Source organism: Mycetocola saprophilus (assembly GCF_000718085.1).
In the GTDB taxonomy this organism is placed as follows: Bacteria; Actinomycetota; Actinomycetes; order Actinomycetales; family Microbacteriaceae; genus Mycetocola; species Mycetocola saprophilus.
This window is the reverse complement of sequence record NZ_JOEC01000001.1, coordinates 165,165-184,860: the sequence shown is the minus strand read 5'-3', so window position 1 is coordinate 184,860 and position 19,696 is coordinate 165,165. Positions and strand designations below refer to the sequence as shown.

Annotated in this window: 16 protein-coding genes; 8 read left to right on the top strand and 8 right to left on the bottom strand. The window is 66.5% G+C overall.

The annotated features are described in order from the left end of the window. Positions 1-22 precede the first annotated feature (22 nt). The 4 genes from IE92_RS0100815 to IE92_RS0100800 are packed head-to-tail and all read left to right on the top strand — an operon-like array spanning position 23 to position 4,200. Positions 23-1,279, top strand: coding sequence for an ABC transporter substrate-binding protein (locus IE92_RS0100815; RefSeq protein WP_030142980.1), 1,257 nt, complete (start codon positions 23-25; stop codon positions 1,277-1,279). Further along, positions 1,276-2,199 (top strand): carbohydrate ABC transporter permease, encoded by a 924-nt coding sequence (locus tag IE92_RS0100810; protein ID WP_051701446.1) that lies wholly within the window; start codon positions 1,276-1,278, stop codon positions 2,197-2,199. The genes IE92_RS0100815 and IE92_RS0100810 overlap by 4 nt, the downstream gene beginning before the upstream one ends. Then, a complete protein-coding gene (locus IE92_RS0100805) occupies positions 2,192-3,043 on the top strand; it encodes a carbohydrate ABC transporter permease (protein ID WP_030142978.1) in 852 nt (283 codons plus the stop codon). The genes IE92_RS0100810 and IE92_RS0100805 overlap by 8 nt, the downstream gene beginning before the upstream one ends. Beyond that, positions 3,040-4,200 carry an ROK family transcriptional regulator gene (locus tag IE92_RS0100800; RefSeq protein WP_030142977.1) on the top strand — a complete coding sequence of 387 codons (1,161 nt, stop codon included), beginning with the start codon at positions 3,040-3,042 and terminating at the stop codon, positions 4,198-4,200. The genes IE92_RS0100805 and IE92_RS0100800 overlap by 4 nt, the downstream gene beginning before the upstream one ends. A gap of 90 nt (positions 4,201-4,290) precedes the next feature. Here IE92_RS0100800 and IE92_RS0100795 read toward each other — a convergent pair whose 3' ends face one another. From IE92_RS0100795 to IE92_RS0100775, 5 genes are all read right to left on the bottom strand, one after another. After that, positions 4,291-5,730, bottom strand: coding sequence for a leucine-rich repeat domain-containing protein (locus IE92_RS0100795; RefSeq protein ID WP_030142976.1), 1,440 nt, complete (start codon positions 5,728-5,730; stop codon positions 4,291-4,293). A 206-nt stretch (positions 5,731-5,936) separates the two neighbouring features. Further along, positions 5,937-6,272 carry a hypothetical protein gene (locus IE92_RS0100790; RefSeq protein WP_030142975.1) on the bottom strand — a complete coding sequence of 112 codons (336 nt, stop codon included), beginning with the start codon at positions 6,270-6,272 and terminating at the stop codon, positions 5,937-5,939. Continuing rightward, a complete protein-coding gene (locus IE92_RS0100785) occupies positions 6,269-7,672 on the bottom strand; it encodes an inorganic phosphate transporter (RefSeq protein WP_030142974.1) in 1,404 nt (467 codons plus the stop codon). Before IE92_RS0100785 ends, IE92_RS0100790 begins: the two co-directional genes overlap by 4 nt. A 309-nt stretch (positions 7,673-7,981) precedes the next feature. Next, positions 7,982-10,036, bottom strand: coding sequence for a DUF2207 domain-containing protein (locus tag IE92_RS0100780; protein ID WP_030142973.1), 2,055 nt, complete (start codon positions 10,034-10,036; stop codon positions 7,982-7,984). A 92-nt stretch (positions 10,037-10,128) separates the two neighbouring features. Further along, on the bottom strand, positions 10,129-10,968 hold the full coding sequence (locus tag IE92_RS0100775; RefSeq protein WP_030142972.1) for an aldo/keto reductase: 840 nt from the start codon (positions 10,966-10,968) through the stop codon (positions 10,129-10,131). Between the two features lie 130 nt (positions 10,969-11,098). Between IE92_RS0100775 and IE92_RS18670 the strand changes: the two genes are divergently transcribed. After that, on the top strand, positions 11,099-13,414 hold the full coding sequence (locus IE92_RS18670) for a S9 family peptidase (protein WP_211250736.1): 2,316 nt from the start codon (positions 11,099-11,101) through the stop codon (positions 13,412-13,414). A gap of 129 nt (positions 13,415-13,543) precedes the next feature. On the opposite strand, the gene IE92_RS0100765 is transcribed toward IE92_RS18670, so the two are convergent. Further along, positions 13,544-14,572, bottom strand: a complete 1,029-nt coding sequence (locus IE92_RS0100765; protein ID WP_030142970.1) for a 6-phosphofructokinase — start codon at positions 14,570-14,572, stop codon at positions 13,544-13,546. 183 nt (positions 14,573-14,755) lie between these two features. Here IE92_RS0100765 and IE92_RS0100760 point away from each other — a divergent pair, with 183 nt between their 5' ends. From IE92_RS0100760 to IE92_RS17025, 3 genes are all read left to right on the top strand, one after another. Continuing rightward, positions 14,756-15,013 (top strand): glutaredoxin domain-containing protein, encoded by a 258-nt coding sequence (locus IE92_RS0100760; protein ID WP_030142969.1) that lies wholly within the window; start codon positions 14,756-14,758, stop codon positions 15,011-15,013. 323 nt (positions 15,014-15,336) lie between these two features. Beyond that, the gene (locus IE92_RS17030; RefSeq protein ID WP_051701445.1) at positions 15,337-16,536 is read left to right on the top strand and encodes an RNA-dependent RNA polymerase family protein; all 1,200 of its coding nucleotides are present in this window, start codon (positions 15,337-15,339) and stop codon (positions 16,534-16,536) included. A gap of 20 nt (positions 16,537-16,556) precedes the next feature. Then, entirely contained in the window at positions 16,557-16,901 is a 345-nt protein-coding gene (locus IE92_RS17025; RefSeq protein ID WP_051701444.1) for an RNA-dependent RNA polymerase family protein, read from the top strand. Positions 16,902-16,946: 45 nt separating this feature from the next. On the opposite strand, the gene IE92_RS0100750 is transcribed toward IE92_RS17025, so the two are convergent. After that, entirely contained in the window at positions 16,947-17,336 is a 390-nt protein-coding gene (locus IE92_RS0100750; protein WP_030142968.1) for a DUF6804 family protein, read from the bottom strand. After that, positions 17,333-19,540, bottom strand: a complete 2,208-nt coding sequence (locus tag IE92_RS0100745) for a DEAD/DEAH box helicase (protein ID WP_030142967.1) — start codon at positions 19,538-19,540, stop codon at positions 17,333-17,335. Before IE92_RS0100745 ends, IE92_RS0100750 begins: the two co-directional genes overlap by 4 nt. Positions 19,541-19,696: the final 156 nt, after the last annotated feature.

Genomic DNA, 19,696 nt, shown 5'->3' with positions numbered 1-19,696 from the left:
CGGAACAACGAAAGGAATCCCCATGAAGAAGTGGCTTGGTACCACCGTCGCGATGCTCGCGGCCGGTGCCCTCCTGGCCGGGTGCTCATCGTCGAGCCCCGGATCTTCGAACGGCGACGAAGCCGTGACCCTCACCTACGGCGTCTGGTCGCAGGAGGACGCCATGCAGAAGATCGTGGACGCCTTCGAGGCTGACAACCCCAAGATCAAGGTCAAGCTGCAGGTCAACCCGTGGAATGAGTTCTGGACCAAGCTCCAGGTCAGCGCCCAGGGCGGCACCGCCCCCGACGCGTTCTGGATGCTCGGCGACCGTTTCCAGGTGTACGCCTCCAACGATCAGCTCCTCCCGCTGGATGACGCGATCAAGGACGCGGGCATCGACACCTCCGTCTATCCCAAGGCCCTGGTGGACCTGTTCAACTACGACGGCAAGCAGTACGGCCTGCCCAAGGACTTTGACACCATCGGTCTCTGGTACAACAAGACCCTGTTTGATGCCGCCGGCGTCGCCTACCCCACCGACCAGTGGGGCTGGAAGGACGTCCAGGATGCCGCGGCCAAGCTGACCGATCCGGCCGCCGGCACCTTCGGCATCGCCGCCCCGCTGAACCGTCAGGAGGGCATCTACAACACCATCGCCCAGGCCGGTGGCGAGGTCATCTCGGCCGACGGAAAGAAGTCGGGCTACGACAACCCCAAGACCCAGGAGGGTCTGCAGTACTGGGTCGACTTCGTGAAGAACGGCCAGTCCCCCACCCTCAAGCAGCTCGCCGACACCGAGGCCGTCGCCCAGTTCGAAAATGGCAAGGTCGCCATGTACTACGGCGGATCCTTCTACGCGAGCCGGTTCTACGAGGACACGAAGCTGCGCGGCGAGATCGACGTGACCGTGCTACCCAAGGGCGAGAAGCGCGCCACGGTGATCAACGGCATCCAGAACGTCGGCTATGGCAAGACCAAGCACCCCGAGGAGCTGAAGAAGTTCCTGCTGTTCCTCGGTGGCGAAAAGGCCGCCAAGATCCAGGCCGACACCGGTGCCGCGATCCCCGCCTATGAGAACACCCAGCAGGCGTGGATCGACTCGATGCCCGAGTTCGCGCTGAAGAACTTCATCGACCAGGTCCCCGACTCGGTGGTCTACCCGGTGTCCAAGAACACCCCCGCCTGGAACGAGCTTGAGGACAAGCTGCTCGCCCCGGCCTGGGAGCTGAGTGAGAGCGTGCCGAATGCGGCAAACGCCCTCGCCGAGGCCATGAACAAGGTTCTCGCCAAAGAATGACCAGCACACTGAGCGGGCGGGGCGCGAACACGCGTCCCGCCCGTCCGGCCCGGCGACGCGGTGCCGCGGTCGGCCTACTCTTTATCGCTCCCGCGTTCATCGGGCTGCTCGCCCTCTATCTGATCCCCCTGGTCCGCACGGTTGTCCTCAGCCTGATGGAGACCGGGCCCTTTGGCGGCGGTAAGTTCACCGGCCTGTCCAACTATGAGGCGCTGCTCGGCGACGAGGCCTTCTGGCACGCCCTGCGGAACAGTGCGATCTACACGGCGATCGTGCTGATCGGTATCCCGCTGGCGATCCTCGTCTCGGCGCTGATCAACAACGCCCGCCGCGGCCGCGCGATCTACCGCGTCCTCTACTTCCTGCCCGTGGTCACCCTCCCCGTGGCCGTGGGTATGGTCTGGCGCTACATCTATAACGGCGACTTCGGTCTGCTCAACCAGTTCCTCGGTCTGTTCGGCATCGACGGGCCGAGCTGGGTCGCCGACCCGCAGGTCGCGATCTTTGCCGTCGCCATCGTGGGTATCTGGATGACCCTCGGCACCAACATCATCATCCTGGGCGCGGGAATGCAGGGCATCCCCGAGGAGCTCATGGAGGCATCCTCGCTGGATGGTGCGGGTCCGGTCCGCCAGTTCTTCGGCATCACGCTGCCGCTGCTGAGCCCCAGCATCTTCTTCGTCTCGGTGCTCTCGGTGATCTCTTCGCTGCAGATGTTCGACCTCATCTACGTGATGATCGGCCGTGGATCCCCCGCCCTCGACGGTTCGAAAACCATCGTGTTCCTCTTCTATCAGAAGGCATTCATCGAAAACGATCAGGGCTTTGGGGCCGCGATCGCGATCGTCTTGCTGATGATCATCATGGCGGCCACCGCCATCCAGTTCCGCCTTCAGCGCAGATGGGTCTTTTATGGGTGAGACAGTTTTGAGCCGCGGACGAGCCTCACGCCGTCCGACGCAGTGGGTCACCCACACGGCGCTGATCCTCGGGGCCTTCGTGATGGTGGCCCCCTTCATCTGGCAGTTGCTGACCAGCATGAAAACGATCCCCGAGTCGCGGGCGGTTCCGCCCACCCTGCTCCCGGGCACGTTCAACCTCTCCTCCTATGAGCGCTTCTTTGACATGGTGCCCTTCTGGGGTTTGCTCGCGGTCTCCCTCGGCGCGCTGCTGCTGCGGGTGGCCGGGCAGCTGCTGATCTGTGCGCTGGCGGCCTACGGGTTTGCCCGCTTCGAGTTCCGCGGTCGCAACCTGCTGTTCGGGGCGTTCCTGATCATGCTGATGGCCCCGAGCCAGCTGTTCATCATCGCCCAGTTCGACCTGGTCAAGGGCCTGGGAATGCTCGACACCGTGCCCGCCATCGCCCTCCCCGGCATCTTCTCGGCGTTTGGTACGTTCCTGATGCGTCAGGCCTTCCTGGCGATCCCGCGCGAGTTCGAGGAGGCCGCGCGCCTGGACGGTGCCGGATCCTGGCGGATCTTCTGGCAGATCATGCTTCCGATGACGGGCCCCACGCTTGCGGCCCTCACGGTGCTGACCTCGTTATACTCGTGGAACGACCTGCTCTGGCCGTTGATTGTCACCTCGTCGAAGGAAACCATGACGCTGCCCGTTGGACTCGCCGCCCTGCAGGGGCAGTACGGTACCGACTATCCCCTGCTGATGGCCGGATCCTTCATCGTCTCGCTGCCGCTGATCATCATCTTTGTGGCCCTGCAGCGCCAGTTCTTTGCCGGAATCGCGTCGAGCGGACTCAAGGGATGACCGGCATCGCGCAGATCCCGGTGTCCTCCCCGGCAGGCATCGCGGTCTTTGGACACATCCTCAGTCACGGGCCGGTGCCGCGGATCGACGTGGCCCGGGCGACCGGGCTCTCGCAGGCGGCGGTCACCAAGGCCGTCACCGTGCTGATCGAGGATGGCTTCCTGGAGGATGAGGACGCCGCCGCTCCCCCGCGCTCGGAGGCCCCGCTGGGCCGCCCGGCCAACCCGTTGCGGGTGCGCGCCGGGCGGGCGCAGGCGATCGGGGTCAAGGTCACCGCAGACCGGGTGTATGCGGTCCGCACCGACCTGGTGGCGACCCCGCTGGCCTCGACCAGCCGCGCCAATCCCGACACGACCCCCGAGGCGGTGCTCACCCAGATTGCCGCGGTGGTGCGGGATCTCCTGATCGAGGGCACCCCGGTTTCCGGGGTCGGAATCACCGTCTCGGGCGACGTGGATGCGCAGGCCGGCGTGGTCCGCGACTCCCCGCTGATGGGCTGGCGGGACGTCCCGGTGGCCGCGCTGCTCGGTGAGCGGCTGAGGCTGCCCATCGTCCTGGAAAACGACGTGCGCGCGCTGACCATCGCCGAGCAGATGTTTGGCCGTGGCGCCGGCACCCACTCGTTTGCGATGGTCACCATCGGTGCAGGCATCGGCTGCGGCATCTTTGTCAACGGCGCGGTGGTCGAGGGTGCCCACGGGGTCTCGGGCGAGATCGGGCACCTCCCGCTCGCGCCGGGCAACCTGGTGTGCTCCTGCGGCCGCCGCGGGTGTGTGGAGACCATCGCCTCCTCGGCGGCGATCGTGACCGCCGTGCGCCGCGCCCTCGGCAATCACACCCTGGACATGCCCGCGGTGGTTGAGCTCGCCCGTGCGGGCGATGTGGCCGCGCGGACCGCGTTTGCCGACGCCGGCGAGACCATCGGATCGGCGCTGGCCGCGCTGGTCAACCTGATCGGGCCACAGCGCGTAATCATCGCCGGCGAGGCCGTGGGTGAGTACGACCTCTATGCCGAGCGCATCCGCAAGGCCTTCGCCGAGCACGCGTTCGGGTCCGCCCTGAACTGCGAGATCATCGTCGCGTCCCACACCTTCGAGGAGTGGGCGCGCGGTGGCGCGGTGGCGGTGATCCGCGAGATCGCTCGCGGGCGCGGGTAGGTTACCGAGACCGCATCACAAACGGGCCCGGTCCTCTTCTGCTGAGGACCGGGCCCGTTTGTGGGTGTCGGAGGGAGGGAGCCTGGCCGGCTAGACCCGGCGATGGCGCAGCACGGACGCCGCACCGGCGAGCATCAGGAGCAGTGCCGTGGCCAGCAGAGACCAGGAGGCCGAGGCTCCGGTACGAGCCAGCGCTTCGGTCGCCTGGGTGCCGGTATCGGTACCGGTGCCCGCCGCCGGATCGGTCGTGGCGGTCGCGGTGATGTCGCTCGCGTTGATGGTCAGCGGGTCCGTGATTGCCGGTGCGTTCGGGTCCACGGGTGCGGTCGGGGTCGTCGGCTCGGTCGGGGTGGTGGGCTCGGTCGAGTCGGTCGGGTCGACGGGAGTGGTGGGGTCGGTAGGGTCGGTCGGCTCGGTCGGCTCGGTCGAGTCGGTCGGGTCGACGGGAGTGGTGGGGTCGGTAGGGTCGGTCGGCTCGGTCGGCTCGGTCGGGTCGGTCGGCTCGGTCGGGTCGGTCGGCTCCACGATGACCGCCGGGGTGGATTCCTGCACGATTCGTCCCGAGAAGACCGATCCCGGGTGTCCGGCTACCGAAACCGTCCAGCTCAGCGTGTTGGTGCCCAGGGCCTCGGCATAGGTCCAGGATTCGCCGTCGGCGGCCACGTTCGCGGTGTCGGAGACCGGCGAAATAGCCGTTCCGTCGGCGTTGCGCACCGGGTTCTGCTGGATCTCACCGGCGGCAATGGCCCCCAGGGTGGAGCGCTGATCGCTCAGGCGCAGATCCATCGCCGAGTTCCAGCCCGCCAGCGGGGCAAGGCTGATGATCCGGTTACCGGAGAGGTCGGCACCTCGGAATGCGGGGAACGTGGGCAGCACCGAAACATCACCGATCTGGTTGTTCGCGGCCGCGATGCCCATCAGGTTGCGGGCACCCGTCAGCGGCGTCAGGTCGGAGATTCGGTTATTACTGATAATCAGGCCGGTGAGCTGGTCCTTCACCGGTGCCAGCGAAGCCAGGCTGCTCAGTGCGTTGCCATCAAGCTCCAGCACCTGGAGACGAGGAAGCTGCGGCAGCGCGGCATTCGTGAGGCTGCCGCCGTTTACCGAGAGCTTGAGCAGGTTGGGGAGGGAGGGCATGCTGGCCAGCGAGGTGAGCGAGGATCCGGTGACACGCAGGGTCATCAGCCGTTCGAGGCTGGCCAGCGGTGCCAGCGAGGCGATCCGCGGCCCGGTCAGGGTGAGGGTGTTGAGGTTCGAGAGCTGTTCGATGCCTCCGAGCGTGCCCGCGGTGCCGCACTCCAGAACCGTGAGGTTGGCCACATCGGTCGGGTCCAGCGCCGCCCCGGGTTCGGTATCGAGGCTCGCCCGGACGCAGGATTCCAGTCCCGCATCGGCGAAGGTGACGCCCTCGGCGGCGGTGGCGGCCGTGGCCCCGCCCCAGAGAACCGAGGTGAGCAGAGCGCCGGTAATTCCGAACGCGACGGGGGCACGGAATCGTTTGTGGAATCGGGGGAACGTGGGCTGAGTCATGCATCTCCAATATCGGGGGTGCGAACCACGGGTGGTGGCTCAGTTTCGGGTTAGTCACCGGTAGAAACCAGTTGATATGACTAACATATCGATTGATATGCAGTCGGCCCGAGGGTCCCGTCGTTATTTGGATGCACCCCTGTCGCACGGAAAAACGCAACCGGGGTGCCCGCGAAAACGCGGACACCCCGGGATGACGGTGAAGCTTAGCCGTGGAAGAACGGCACAATCAGGTAGATACCGGCCAGCACGGCCGCCGCGCACAGGGCGAAGCAGGCATAGGCACCGGCCCGAGCCAGGCCCTTCTGGGCCGGGGTTAGCGGGTTCTTCTTGGCGGCCTTGGCCGCACGCTTGGAAGCCTGCTTGATCTCGGCCTTGGACAGCACGGTGATCGCATCGGTGAACTCGGCCGGCAGTGCCACCGGCACCCGTCCGGCGGTCACCAGCAGGCGCACACCCATCGCGTACAGGGCAACAACCAGAATGGTGCCGGTCAGGGCGGCCACAAAAACCGTAATAAAGGCGATCCAGTCGACGCTCATCGCTTGTCTCCCTCGTTCGACTCGGACTCGGTGCCGGCCGCCTCGGAGCGGGCCGTCTCCTCGGACGGGGCCGCTGCCGCTGCCTTCGCGGCTGCCTCGGCCTTCGCAGCTGCCTCATTCTTGGCAGCCTGCGACTCGGCCTTGGCTTCGGCCTTGGCTTCGGCCTTGGCTTCGGCCTTCGCCTCCGCCTGCGCCTCGAGGCGGGCTTCGATCCGGGCGGGGATCGGCTTGGGCTCGATCTCCTCGGGGATATCCACGGCGAATGCGGACTCGGCCACATCGGCCACCGCGGCCTCGACGAAGTCGGTCTTGCTGCGACGCGACCACAGGTAGATGAACAGAACGGCGCCGAATCCGACGATCGCGTCGATGATCAGGCCCACGGTACCGAAGTTGTGTGCCACCCAGGCGGCCAGGCCACCCACGATGGCGGCGGCGGGAAGGGTCATCAGCCAGCCCAGCGCGATGCGCCCGGCGGTGCCCCACTTCACCTTGGAGCCGCGGCGTCCAAGTCCCGAACCGATCACCGATCCCGAGGCGACCTGGGTGGTCGACAGGGCGAATCCGAGGTGGCTGGAGGCCAAGATCGTGGCGGCGGTGGAGGTCTCGGCGGCGAAGCCCTGGGCGGGCTTCACCTCGGTCAGACCGGTACCCAGGGTCGCGATGATGCGCCATCCACCCACGTAGGTGCCCAGTGCGATGGCCAGCGCACACACCAGGATGACCCAGAACTGCGGTTCGGTGTGGTCGGCAGACTGTGCACCCACGGCCACCAGGGTCAGGGTGATCACACCCATGGTCTTCTGTGCGTCATTGGTACCGTGCGCGAGGGCCACCAGGGAGGAGGTGAAGATCTGGCCGTAGCGGAAGCCGGCACGACCATCGGGCTTGCCGTCGTAGCGACGGGTCATCGCGTACACCAGGCGGGTCGCCAGGAAGGCGATCAACCCGGCCGTAAGTGGCGCCAACACCGCCGGGAGAATCACCTTAGACAGGAGCTGTCCGCTGTCGATCGCGGTAAACCCGATACCCACGATGGCCGCACCGATCAGACCACCAAAGAGCGCGTGAGACGAGCTCGAGGGCAGACCCAGCAGCCAGGTCAGCATGTTCCAGATGATGGCACCCATCAAGCCCGCAAAGATCAGCTCGGGGGTGATTTGCACCCCGCCGTCTCCGCCCTCACGAATGATGCCGTGGGAGATGGTTTTGGAAACCTCGGTCGAGAGGAAGGCTCCGACCAGATTGAGGATGGCCGCGAGTGTAACCGCGACTTTCGGCTTCATCGCACCGGTAGCAATGGGGGTTGCCATCGCATTCGCGGTGTCGTGAAAACCGTTTGTAAAGTCAAAAAAGAGTGCGAGCGCTATTACGAGAATAACGATAAAGGTTGCGTCCACCGGGATTTTTCTCTGAGTCGGACCCCCACTGTTCAGGAATGCGTCATACGGAGTTCACGACGATTTCCCACACACGGGGTTGCAAACGGGGTTGTCATGTCGATACTTCCATCGGTATCCACGTGCGTCAACTCGACATTCGACGCGCCGAAGGCTCACACCCTCAATCCCCTCGACACGCCGCATCTTTCCCCCCGGTGAGCGCGCAAAACGCCACCGATGTCACGACCTCAAATTCGCTGGATTTAATTCCTCCGCCGATGCATACCTGGCGGCTATTGACGGCCCCCTGTCCGATGGTCCCGAAACCTAGCGTCCGCCGACCCCGCCGCCTCCGGCACCGCCGCCGGAGAAGCCGCCGCCCATGGACCCGCCCACGCCGGAACCGCCCGAGCTACTCCAGGACGACGCGGTGGATACGGCCGAGTTGAATCCGGCAATCCCCACACCCAGGGCGGCGGCGTTGAACCCGTTGTGTCCGACGTACCAGTTGGGCTCACTCAGGTCGGTCTCGTATCGGCCGGCGAGGGTCTTGGCCCACTCCTTCTCAACACCCCACAGCACCGCATACGGCAGCAGCGCCTCGTAGAGGCGGAGCACCCGCTGCGGTTCGATCGCCTCGGCCCCGAAATCCACGCCCGTGGCGGAAGCGGTGACATCCACTCGCTCGGCACCCTGCGGGGACTGCAGGATGCGCAGCCGCTCCTCCTCGGCCACCTCCAGGTACAGCTTGAGCCCCTTGAGATACTCCACTGCGCGCATGCCTTCGGCACTGAGTGCGGCTACCGGCACGGCAAAAACCAGTGTGAGGAGCATCGCGATCCCGGTGATGACGGTGGCCCCGACCGCCACGGCCGGCGCGCCCCCCTGGGAAGCCGCGGTGATGGTCATGCCCAGGGTGGTGATGAAGGCCAACACCGCGGTGATGGCCCACCATGCGGCCGCGGGTAGCTTTTCCCAGCGACGCAATCCCTGCGCGAGGGCCTGCTCACGAGCAGAGGAGGTGAGCGTGGTAATCGCCTCGGTGAGCTTTCGGCTGGGCTTATCCAGCGATCTCGTTTTCCCGACCGCCGGATCCTTTCCGAACAGCGCGCGCAGCACCCGCGCCGAGGTCCCCTTCCCCTCCTCGGGTGCCAGATACTCGAGCGTGTAGGTCGATTTCTTCGAAAACAGACCCTTCCCCTCGGTCTCCACGATGCGCAGCTTGCCCCGAACCGCGAGGTCCACCATCGCCGCCTGGGGCAGGTTGCGCTTGTGCAGCAGGTCCGCGGCAACCCCCAGATCCACACCGGGCTGCGGGGTGTACTGCGCCACCACGATCCCGTCCCCGGTAACTCGCGGGTTTCGGCGGCGGCGCAGGATCGCCGCGAAAATGACCAGCAAAATACTCAGGGCGGCCAGGACCGCGGGGAGCCAGCCGAAAATCGGCTGCTCGCCGAGAGACTTTGTCTGGGCAAATGTTCCCGCCGTGAATCCGACCGACATCGTGATGTTCTCCCCCGGGGCCAGGCGCTGCTGCGCGGAGGTAAACACCGCGGCCCCGTCGGCATCGGCCCGAGAGAACTCGCACTTTTGGGAGGACTTCTCTGGCCCAACATAGCAAGCCTGATGGTTCGTGAGGGCCGGCACCAGGGTGGGATCGATGATGACTTTCATGGTGGCCGCATCCACGGGCTGACGCAGCTGGGTTCCGATTGAATCACGGTAAAACTCATCCATCCGGGTATTTGAGAAGTACCGGGTGGAATCGCGCTGGGTGTAGTGCAGCACAAAGGTGTTGGTTCCGTGGAGGAAGGTGTCATCCCCGACCGACACCAGGATGTTAGATCGGCTGGACTCGACGCTGAAGGGCACCGCTTTGCCCTCGGCATCGGTCACCGACTCCACTCGGGTCCCCAAGTCCACACCCCGGTAGTCGCGGGGAATCGCCCGCACAATGCCGCGGTTTTGATCGGTGTCGGGGAACCGGGCCACAAAGGTCTCCCGCGCGTCGACGCGCGAGTGACGCTCGGCGTCCCGGGAGAGCGAGTAGACACCCTCAAAGCTGTCAAAGGTGAAGTTTTCGACCCCGGACTTCGCCATCACCGTGGTGGCGAGGATCCCCGATGCCGGGGTGTTCGCCGGGGAGGTGGCGTCCGGGTTCGCCGGTGAGCCGGAGTCCGCGTCCATCGGTGAGGCAGAGTGTGCGTTCACCGGCGTCGAGGATCGCACCTCTGCGGCGAGCGCTCCGGACTCCGGGAACAGCACGGTGCCACCCAGCAGGGCCGTCCCCAGCAGCAGGGCCGTGGTCCAACGCGCCGCCCGCCGCGCCAACCCGCGCATCCCGATCGAGGTTCGGGTAGAGGGCGCACTCAGCAGAATCATGCATCCACCCTAGGGGACATGTAACCGCTCCCGGCAATAAAACGGGGCATCCACGACGGTGTTGTCGCGGATGCCCCGGGGAGTTCGTGCGGTTACATCTCCTCGTGCGTGTTGGGATCACCGTCAAAGAGTCGCCCATCGGGCTTACCCAGCGCGGTGATGGCCGAGATGTCCGCCTCATCCAGGGTGAATCCGAACACATCGAAGTTTTCCCGCTGGCGCCCGGGAGACGAGGACTTGGGGATCGGAACCACGCCGCGCTCCAGGTGCCAGCGCAGCACCGCCTGGGCCGGGGTCACCCCGTGCTTGGTCGCGATCTCGCCGATCACTGCCTCCTCATGCGGCTTGGCGCGTTTACCCAGCGGGCTCCACGCCTCGGTCACAATGCCGTGTTCGCGGTGGAAGTCCAGCAGCGCCTCCTGCGGGAAATAGGGGTGCAGCTCGACCTGGTTGACCGCGGGCAGCACGCCGGTCTCGGCCAGCAGACGGGTCAGGAACTCGGGGGTGAAGTTGGACACACCGATCGAGGACACACGGCCCTCCTCGCGCAGGCGGATCATCGCCTTCCAGGTGTCGACAAACCGATCCACGCTGGGGTTGGGCCAGTGGATGAGGTAGAGGTCGAGCTTGTCCACGCCGAGGCGTTCGAGGGTGCCGTCGAATGAGCGCAGGGTCCCATCGAATCCGTGATCACGACCCGGAAGCTTGCTGGTGAGGGTGATGTCGCGACGGGCGACGCCGGACACTCGCAGGGCCTCCCCCACGGTCTCCTCGTTGTTATAGTTCACCGCGGTGTCCAACATGCGGTAGCCGATCCGGAGCGCCTCGGCGATCGATTCGACCCCCTCCGGTCCGGTCAGCGGATAGGTTCCGAACCCGATCGCGGGCAGGCGGTGGCCATCGTTCAGGGGATGCACTGGATACTGGGTCATATCCCGAATTTACCCCTCGGCCCCCACCCTCGCCAAGCATTTCGCCCCTCCTCCACAGGCGTTCAGCGCTGAGCGAAATTCCACAGGTTCGGCTCCCTCGGGTCATTTCCGAAGCCGTCAGCGATAGCGTATGAATATGGTTTCGACATCCGCATCCGCACCCCGCGCCGAGCAGCGCCCCATCGAACGCACCCATCACGGCGACACCGTGATCGACAGCTATGAGTGGCTCCGCGAGAAGGAAGATCCGCAGGTTCTCGCTCACCTCGAGGCCGAGAACGCCTACACCGAGGAGCACACCGCACACCTCGAAAACCTGCGCGAGCGCATCTTCGGCGAGATCAAGGGGCGCACGCTGGAAACCGATCTCTCGGTTCCCACCCGTGAGGGCAGCTGGTGGTACTACTCCCGCAGCGTCGAGGACAGCCAGTATGCGCTGCACTGCCGTGCCCCCATCGCCGGGCCCGAGGACTGGACCCCGCCCGAGCTGGATCCCGCCCATCCCGTGCCCGGCGAGCAGATCCTGCTGGATGGCAACGTGCTGGCCGAGGGCCATGAGTTCTTCTCGATCGGATCCTTCGACGTCTCCCAGGACGGCAACAGCCTGCTGTATGGGGTCGATATCTCCGGGGATGAGCGCTATACGCTGCGGTTCCGGGATCTGCGCGGGCTGGGTGCCGGTGCAGGTGCGTCCGGAGAGATCCGTGAGCTGCCCGACACCATCGAGAACACCTTTGGGGGCGCGTTCTTCTCGGCGGACGGGCGTCGGGTCTACTACACCACCGTCGACGAGAGCTGGCGTCCGGATACCCTCTGGCGCCACACCCTCGGTGCCGGCGCCACCGACGAGCAGGTGTTTCACGAACCCGACGAGCGCTTCTGGGTGGGCGCGGGCCTGTCTCAGAGCGGCAAGTTCCTGCTGATCGCCGCCGGATCTTCGATCACTTCCGAATGGCTGCTGGTGCGAGACGAGGCTGCTGGATCCACTCCCGAGGTCATCTGGCCGCGCCGCGACGGCGTGGAATACGAGGTGGAGCACGCGGTGATCGGCGGCGAGGACATCCTGCTGATCACCCACAATGCCGGGGCACAAAACTTTGAGCTGGTGGCGGTCCCCGTCTCCGCCATCGGGCCGTCTTCCGGATCGCTCGCGGCAGCATCCCCCGAATCGGCCACCGTGGTGCTCCCCCACCGAGAAGATGTCCGGCTGGAATCCGTGGCGGTCTTCTCCTCCTTCCTGGCGGTTGAATACCGGCGTGAGGGACTGGCCCGGGTCGCGGTCGCCGCGATCACCCCGGACACCACCCTGGCCACCATCGAGCCGCGCGAAATCGAATTCGACGAGCCGCTCTACACCGTGCACACCGGCTCGAATCCCGAGTGGGACCAGCCCACGCTGCGTCTGGGATACGGATCGCTGGTGACCCCCTCGACCGTGTCCGAGCTGGACGTTGTCTCCGGGGAAATCCGCGTGCTCAAGCGTCAGCCTGTTCTTGGTAGTTACGATCCGGCCGACTATCAGCAGGCGCGCGAGTGGGCCATCGCCGAGGACGGTACCCGCATCCCGATCTCGCTGGTCTGGAAGCGTGGACACGCGGCGAGCGCCCCCAGCGCCAGTGCAAGCGCCAATGCCGAGGCTGCGTCCGATGCCAATGCCGAAGCTGCGTCCGGTACCAATGCCGAAGCTGCGTCCAATGCCAATGCCGAAGCTGCGCCGGGGCACCGGGTGCCCGGGCCGCTGGAACTCTACGGTTATGGCTCCTATGAGGCCAGCATGGATCCGTCCTTCTCGGTGGCGCGCCTCTCGCTGCTGGATCGCGGGGTCACCTTCGCCATCGCCCATGTCCGGGGTGGCGGCGAGCTGGGTCGAGCCTGGTACGAAAACGGCAAGACGCTGACCAAGAAGAATACGTTTACCGACTTCGTCGCCAGCGCCAAGCACCTCATCGATCACGGCTACACCACGCCGGATCGCCTGGTCGCCGAGGGTGGTAGCGCCGGTGGTCTGCTGATGGGTGCCATCGCCAACCTGGCCCCCGAGCTTTTCGCCGGGGTATTGGCCAGCGTCCCGTTTGTGGACCCGCTGACGTCGATCCTCGACCCCGACCTGCCGCTCACCGTCATCGAGTGGGACGAGTGGGGAAACCCACTGCACGCCCCCGAGGTCTACCGGTATATGAAGGAGTACTCGCCCTACGAGAACATCCGCACCGACGTCACCTATCCGCGAATCCTGGCGATCACGAGCCTCAACGACACGCGAGTGCTCTACGTCGAACCGGCCAAGTGGGTCGCCCGCCTGCGCGAGGTTGAGGCGCCGGTGCTGCTCAAAACCGAAATGTCGGCCGGGCACGGTGGCGTCACCGGACGATACAACTCCTGGCGTGAGCGCGCGTTTGAACTTGCCTGGATCCTCGATGTGCTGGGACTGGCAGACCACGAGTAAGCACCAACGGGTCGGCGCGACCGACGGCTCCACATAAAGCAGGCCCGGAAACCATCTGGTTTCCGGGCCCGCTTCGTGTTCGGGAGGGGCGCTCGGGCGGAGAGTGCCCGGCTGACGCGCCCCGAGGGGCTATCCGAAGAGGATTGCGGCCTCGTCGTAGCGGTCCTGCGGCACGGTCTTCAAACCGCCCAGGGCGTCCTGGAAGGGAACGTGCACGAGCTCGGTGCCGCGCAGGGCGATCATGGTGCCCCACTGCTTGGCCACGGCCGAGTCGATTGCGGCCATTCCCAGGCGGGTCGCCAGGACGCGGTCATACGCGCTGGGCACGCCGCCGCGCTGGATGTGGCCGAGAACGGTGGCTCGGGTTTCGATGCCGGTGCGCTCCTCGATGATCGGGGCGAGCACGTCGGCGATACCGCCCAGGCGCGGACGGTTGAAGGCGTCCAGGCCCTTTTCCGAGTGTGCGGTCTCCATGGTGTCCAGGGTGAACCCCTCGGACACCACCACGATCGGCGCACGGCCACGGTTATTGGCGGATTCTACCCACGCGACAATCTGATCGATCGACTGCGGCTGCTCGGGCATCAGGATCGCGTGAGCGCCCGCGGCCATGCCGGAGTGCAGCGCGATCCAGCCCACGTGACGACCCATAACCTCAACCACCATGCAGCGACGGTGCGAGTCACCGGTGGTGCGCAGGCGGTCGATGGCCTCGGTGGCGATCTCCACGGCGGTATCAAATCCGAATGAGTAGTCGGTGGCGTCGAGGTCGTTGTCAATGGTCTTGGGCACACCCACGATGTTCAGACCGGCGTCGGTCAGACGCTTGGCCGCGGCCAGGGTGCCCTCGCCGCCGATCGCGATAACCGCGTCCATGCCCAGACGGTCCATGGTGACACGAATGTTTTCGGGACCGCCGTTGGGGCCATCGAAGGGGTTGGTGCGGCTGGTGCCGAGAACGGTGCCACCCTGCTTGGAAAGGCCGCGTACGTCATGGCGGGTCAGGGGATAAACATCGCCCTCAACCAGGCCACGCCATCCGTCACGAATCCCCAGGAACTCCTGGCCGTGGACGGCGGTGCCCTTGAGTACCGCTCCGCGAATCACGGCGTTGAGTCCGGGGCAGTCGCCACCGCTGGTGAGCACACCAATTCTCATCGAATCACTTCCCTTGCGCGCAATAGTTTGACCCGGTGCCCGAGGGTGCTGGCCCAACGGCGGGTCGGTGAGGTCAACACCCTGTTGCCCTCACATCGAGCGTATCGGTTTGCCGCAACCCGGGGCACCGGGGGGTGACGATTGGGAATCTGTGCATGGCGCATGCGGGGTTAGAATCGGGGCATGGATTACACACCCGAAGCCGGCCAGGTCACCATGTTTTCGACGTCCTGGTGCGGATACTGCCAGCGTCTGAAGACCCAGCTCACCTCGGCCGGAATCGGCTATCAGGAGATCAACATCGAGGAGGTCCCGGGCACCGCGGAACTCGTCGCCGAACTCAACGGCGGCAACCAGACCGTGCCGACCCTGATCTTCCCCGACGGCACCGCCGCCACCAACCCCTCGCTGATCGAGGTCAAGTCGCGCCTCGGCGCCTAGCGAGCCCGATTCACGCCTCCCGGCGGGGTGCCCACGGAATGTGGGCACCCCGCCGTGTTTGATGGTTCCCCTTGTTCGGCTTGCCACCACCGGCTAGCCTGTACACACCCCGGCGGCAGCGCGGGGAATCGGTCGAGAACGGGAGGGCTCATCATGGATGGGACCGTTCCGCTCCGGGGTAACCCCGGGGACCGCAAACCGAGTAGGACTCCGCGCCCCGAGTGCCTCCCGACGCTTCGCGTCGCCCCGCACACGGCCGCATCAACCGGTCGATCACTTTCCCGCGCCGCCGCCGAACGGGCCCCTATTAGCGGCGGATCTTGATGGGTACGCGTGCCGGACACACCCCCGCGCCCTCGCTCGCCGCGGTGGCCGATTCGCTGGCCGCCGCGTTCCTGGAGGCAGCGTATCCGAAACCCGCTCGCGACCGGGACCCGGCGCAAGGCTCGGACCCCACCGGAGACCGGAAAGCGGCATCAGGCCCGGCCCCCACCCGAAACCAAGACGCTCCGCAAGGCGCGGACCCCACGCGAGACCGGGATCCCGCATTCGGAGTCGGCTGGACGCGACCGGCGCTGATCGCCGCCGGTGCGGACGTGCTCGGAGCCCGTCGTCGCTGGCTGCCGGGCCTGGTGTCCGCCGTGCTGGCCGCGTACCCGCGGGTGCCGTTCGACCGTCCCCGGGAACTCGGACGCTGGATCGCCCAGAGCGCCGAACTCACCGCCGCCGCCGAGCGGGCGAGCGCCGAGGGCCGACACCTCGTCCTGGTCCGGCACGCCCTGTATGAGATGCCTACCGCACTCGGCACCGTGGCCGTCGGCGAACGCCCTGCCCCATCCGGGGCTGAGGTTTTCGCGGAGGAACCCGCGAGCCGTCGTCCCGACACCCCCGCCGAGCTCGCCCGGCTGCTGGGCCTCGACGCGGGCGAGCTGGACTGGTTCGCCGATCTGCGCGGGTGGAACCGGCTGGCCCCCGGCACACGCCTGAACCACTACCGGTATGAATGGCGCAGCCGGCCGGGACGGGTTCCGCGGCTCCTGGAGGTCCCCGGGCGGCGGCTGATGACGCTTCACCGGCAGCTGATCGCCGAGGTCTACGCCGATCTGCCGGTGCACCCGGCGGCCCACGGGTTTGTGCCCGGCCGGTCGGCGATCACCGGAGCGGCACTCCATGCCGGATCACACGTGGTGATCGGAATGGACCTCACCACGTTTTTCGCCCGGGTCACCCGCGGCCAGATCCACGCCGGGCTGCGCCGACAGGGCTGGGGTGAGGCGCTGGTACCGGTCCTCGCCGCGCTGGGGACCCACGCGGTCCCGCCCGCGGTGATTCGCGCGATGCCACCCGGAGGCGAGCCCGATGAAAGGCAGGCGCTCGCGGCGGCACTGCGGATCCCCCACCTCCCACAGGGTGCCCCCACCTCGCCGCTGCTGGCGAATCTGGCGATGCACCGGCTGGATGAGCGGCTCACCGGCTGGGCAGATGCCGTGGGGCCCGCTACACCCGGTACGCCGACGACCTGACCTTCAGCGGCGGTCCCCGCTTGGCTGCCCGCTCAGATGCGTTCATCCGCGGGATCGAGGCGATCGTGACCGATTCGGGCCAGCGGATCAACCCCCGCAAAACCCGGGTGCGTCCACGCGGAACGAGCCAGCGGGTCACCGGGATCGTGGTGAACGAGCATCCGGCGATGGATCGGCACGCCTATGATCGGCTACGCGCGATCCTGCGCAACTGCGCCCGCACCGGTCCCGAGGCTCAAAACCGTGACCGGCACCCACACTTTCGCGCGCACCTGCTCGGGCGGATCAACTGGGCCATCGCCCTCACCCCCGAGCGAGCCCCCGCCCTGTGGCGGCTCTGGGACGCCATCGAGTGGACGGACTAGGATACACAAACGCCCCGGCAGAACCGGGGCGTTTGTGGTTGCGGGCTAGCGTCCGCGACGGGCTTCTTCCTGAATGTCCGGCACCTTGAGGGTGACCGCGGCACCGATCAGCACCAGCGGGAACAACAGGGTCAGCGAGAAGATCAGATCCGTGGGTACCTCAACCGGCCAGGTGGGCAGCGGAATGATCGGGTTCACAAAGACCAGCAGCGGCACCAGCCCAATCAGCCACCAGGCTCGGCCGGCGCGGATCGAATAGAACGCGACGATCGCGGTGAGAATACACACCACGAAGCGCACGATGTAGTACAGATCCGAATCCAGCAGCGCCACCGTGGCCATCATCACGATGGCCGCCAGCAGTCCCGGCGCGAGCGCCGGACGGGTGAAGGTGGGTTCGCGCTTGGAGCCGCGACCGTAGCGGTCGGAACTCATTTTCCGCTCGCCACAATCGCGTCCCGCAGCACCGAGATCAGCGCGTTGAGCTGCACCGAGTCGCTGGACTCGATCGCCTGGTCGCTGCCGTCGAGCGCGCGGGCCGCGAGGCCCTGCTTCGAGTCGATCAGCTCGGCGATCTTCGAGTCGATGGTGTGCGCGGCGATGATCCGCCAGGCGGTGACCGGCTCGTCCTGACCGATGCGGTGCACGCGGTCGATCGCCTGGGTCTGCTCGGCGGCGGTCCAGGAGAGCTCGGCGAGCACCACGTTGGAGGCTGCCTGCAGGTTGACACCCACGCCGGCGGCGGTCAGCGAACACACGATCACCGAGACACCGGGGTCGTTGTTGAACGCGTCGATGGCTTCCTGACGGGCCTGGGTGCTCTGATCTCCGCGGATCGACACGGTACGCAGGTCGCGTCCGGCCAGCACGCGCTCGGCGGTGTCCATGACGTCGATGTGCTTGGCGAAGAACACCACCTTGCCCACCGAGTGCGCGAGCTGCGCGGTGTAGTCGGCGGCCAGCTGAGCCTTCGCCTGACCGATCCGGCGCACCATCGTGAAGACGTTTTCGCCCCCACCGGCGGCCTTGGACTCCTCGAGCTCGCCCTGGGCAACCAGGCGCATGATGTCGAGGTCGGGACCGCTCGGGCGCCCGGCCCGGTCGGGACGGGCCTCGATGATGCGGTTGTACTTGGCCAGCAGGCGCTGACCCAGCTCGCGCTCGGCGTCGCGGATCGAACGCCCGGCCTCATCGTCGAGCTCAACCGGGATATCGGCGATCATCTTCGAGGGCAGGTCGGCGGCCACGTCGATCTTCTTGCGGCGCACAATACCCAGGTCGATGACCGCATTGCGAGCCTCGGGATAGAAGCCCGAGTCCGCCGGGGTCAGCCCGTTTTCCTCAAGCTTGGCCATCAGCTCGGGTCCGGGCTTATCGCCGGTGGTCCAGCCGAGGAACTGCCAGATCGCGTTGAAGTCGGCCACGTCGTTGATCAGCGGGGTTCCGGTCAGCGCCATCAGCAGCGGCTTGCCACCGGGGGTGTTGGCGCGAATCCGACGGGCCAGGGAGAGCACGTGCTGCGAGCGCTGCGAGTGCAGGTTCTTGATGAAGTGCGCCTCATCCACCACCATGCCGCGGAACCCGAGGGTGCTCAGCCAGGCCAGGTGACGGTCCAGGACCTCGTAGTTGACGATGAAGATGTCGGCAAACGCGTCGATGTCGCGTCCGTCACCGTAGATCACCGTGGCGCGGCGACCGGGGGTCCAGCGCTCGACCTCGCGGGCCCAGTTCATCTTGACCACGTTGGGAACCACCACGAGCAGCGGGTATGCCTGGGCGACCGAGGCTGCCAGCAGCGACTGCGCGGTCTTGCCGAGACCCGGCTCATCGGCCAGCAGAATCGAACGCTGACCGCGCTTGACGGCCTCCACGAAGCGGGCCTGGTGCTTCATGATCTCGCGTCCGGGCGGGGCCAGACGGTCGATCTTCGGGGCATCCGGCAGGGGCATGCACGCCGAGGCACCACCGGCACCGGTCTCAAACGACTTATACAGCGGACCCATCAGCTCCCAGCTGTCCAGGCGTCCACGGGTGGAACGCTCGGCCGGGGCCGGGGTCAGATTGGGGGCGAGGAACGGGTTGGAGCGCTGGCGCGCCTTCACCTGGATCGGCACGACCTGCTTCTGCGCGAGCTCGGCGGGGATGATCTGCTCGGGCTCGGGGGCCTGGGTGGTGATGATCAGCTCTTCGGGGCTGAGTTCGGCACCGGATTCCAGCAGCCAGTCGCGGCGCATCTTCTGTGCCACCGGGCTGGTGGCGGCGTCGGCCTCCAGCAGCGTGATCAGCGAGGTGTCACGGGCGGCGGTCTTGGCAAGAATCGTGGCCACGCCATCCAGGCGCTTAAGCAGCTCGGTGCGCATGCTCTCGGACATCTCGGTGGATCCCTTAACCCGGGCGCGTTCCTCGCGCACCAGGAAGGCGATGACCTGGAACTTCACCCGGTTGGTCGGGCCAACCTTTCCCTTCTGGGCCTTCGCCTCGACCTCGCGCACCTTGCGGGCGAGGATCGGGATGATCGGGGCTTCCTCGTCGTGGCGCGAGACCTGATTGCGCGACGACTTACGGGCTGCGGTTCCGCGTGCGCCCGCGGCGCGGTGTGCGGATCGGCCGGGTGAACGGCGCTGACCGGTGTTTGGCATGCTCCTCCTGAGCGCTCCAGTACCCGGGCAAATGCCGGGTCCGATACTGCGCCGGCCGGGTGATTGCTGCCTCGACTCGGGGTTCTCGCGGTGATAGACACCGGAACCGAAGCCGGATAAACGGCGGGCGCGGAAACATTCTACGATATTCATGCC

Bases quoted from the DNA above. Each gene is read 5' to 3' on its own strand.
- IE92_RS0100790 (WP_030142975.1), bottom strand. From the start codon at position 6,272: ATGAGCGTCGACTGGATCGCCTTTATTACGGTTTTTGTGGCCGCCCTG.
- IE92_RS0100745 (WP_030142967.1), bottom strand. From the start codon at position 19,540: ATGCCAAACACCGGTCAGCGCCGTTCACCCGGCCGATCCGCACACCGC.
- IE92_RS0100810 (WP_051701446.1), top strand. From the start codon at position 1,276: ATGACCAGCACACTGAGCGGGCGGGGCGCGAACACGCGTCCCGCCCGT.
- IE92_RS0100800 (WP_030142977.1), top strand. From the start codon at position 3,040: ATGACCGGCATCGCGCAGATCCCGGTGTCCTCCCCGGCAGGCATCGCG.
- IE92_RS0100765 (WP_030142970.1), bottom strand. From the start codon at position 14,572: ATGAGAATTGGTGTGCTCACCAGCGGTGGCGACTGCCCCGGACTCAAC.
- IE92_RS0100780 (WP_030142973.1), bottom strand. From the start codon at position 10,036: ATGATTCTGCTGAGTGCGCCCTCTACCCGAACCTCGATCGGGATGCGC.
- IE92_RS0100795 (WP_030142976.1), bottom strand. From the start codon at position 5,730: ATGACTCAGCCCACGTTCCCCCGATTCCACAAACGATTCCGTGCCCCC.
- IE92_RS17030 (WP_051701445.1), top strand. From the start codon at position 15,337: ATGGGTACGCGTGCCGGACACACCCCCGCGCCCTCGCTCGCCGCGGTG.
- IE92_RS18670 (WP_211250736.1), top strand. From the start codon at position 11,099: ATGAATATGGTTTCGACATCCGCATCCGCACCCCGCGCCGAGCAGCGC.
- IE92_RS0100775 (WP_030142972.1), bottom strand. From the start codon at position 10,968: ATGACCCAGTATCCAGTGCATCCCCTGAACGATGGCCACCGCCTGCCC.
- IE92_RS0100750 (WP_030142968.1), bottom strand. From the start codon at position 17,336: ATGAGTTCCGACCGCTACGGTCGCGGCTCCAAGCGCGAACCCACCTTC.
- IE92_RS0100815 (WP_030142980.1), top strand. From the start codon at position 23: ATGAAGAAGTGGCTTGGTACCACCGTCGCGATGCTCGCGGCCGGTGCC.
- IE92_RS0100760 (WP_030142969.1), top strand. From the start codon at position 14,756: ATGGATTACACACCCGAAGCCGGCCAGGTCACCATGTTTTCGACGTCC.
- IE92_RS0100805 (WP_030142978.1), top strand. From the start codon at position 2,192: ATGGGTGAGACAGTTTTGAGCCGCGGACGAGCCTCACGCCGTCCGACG.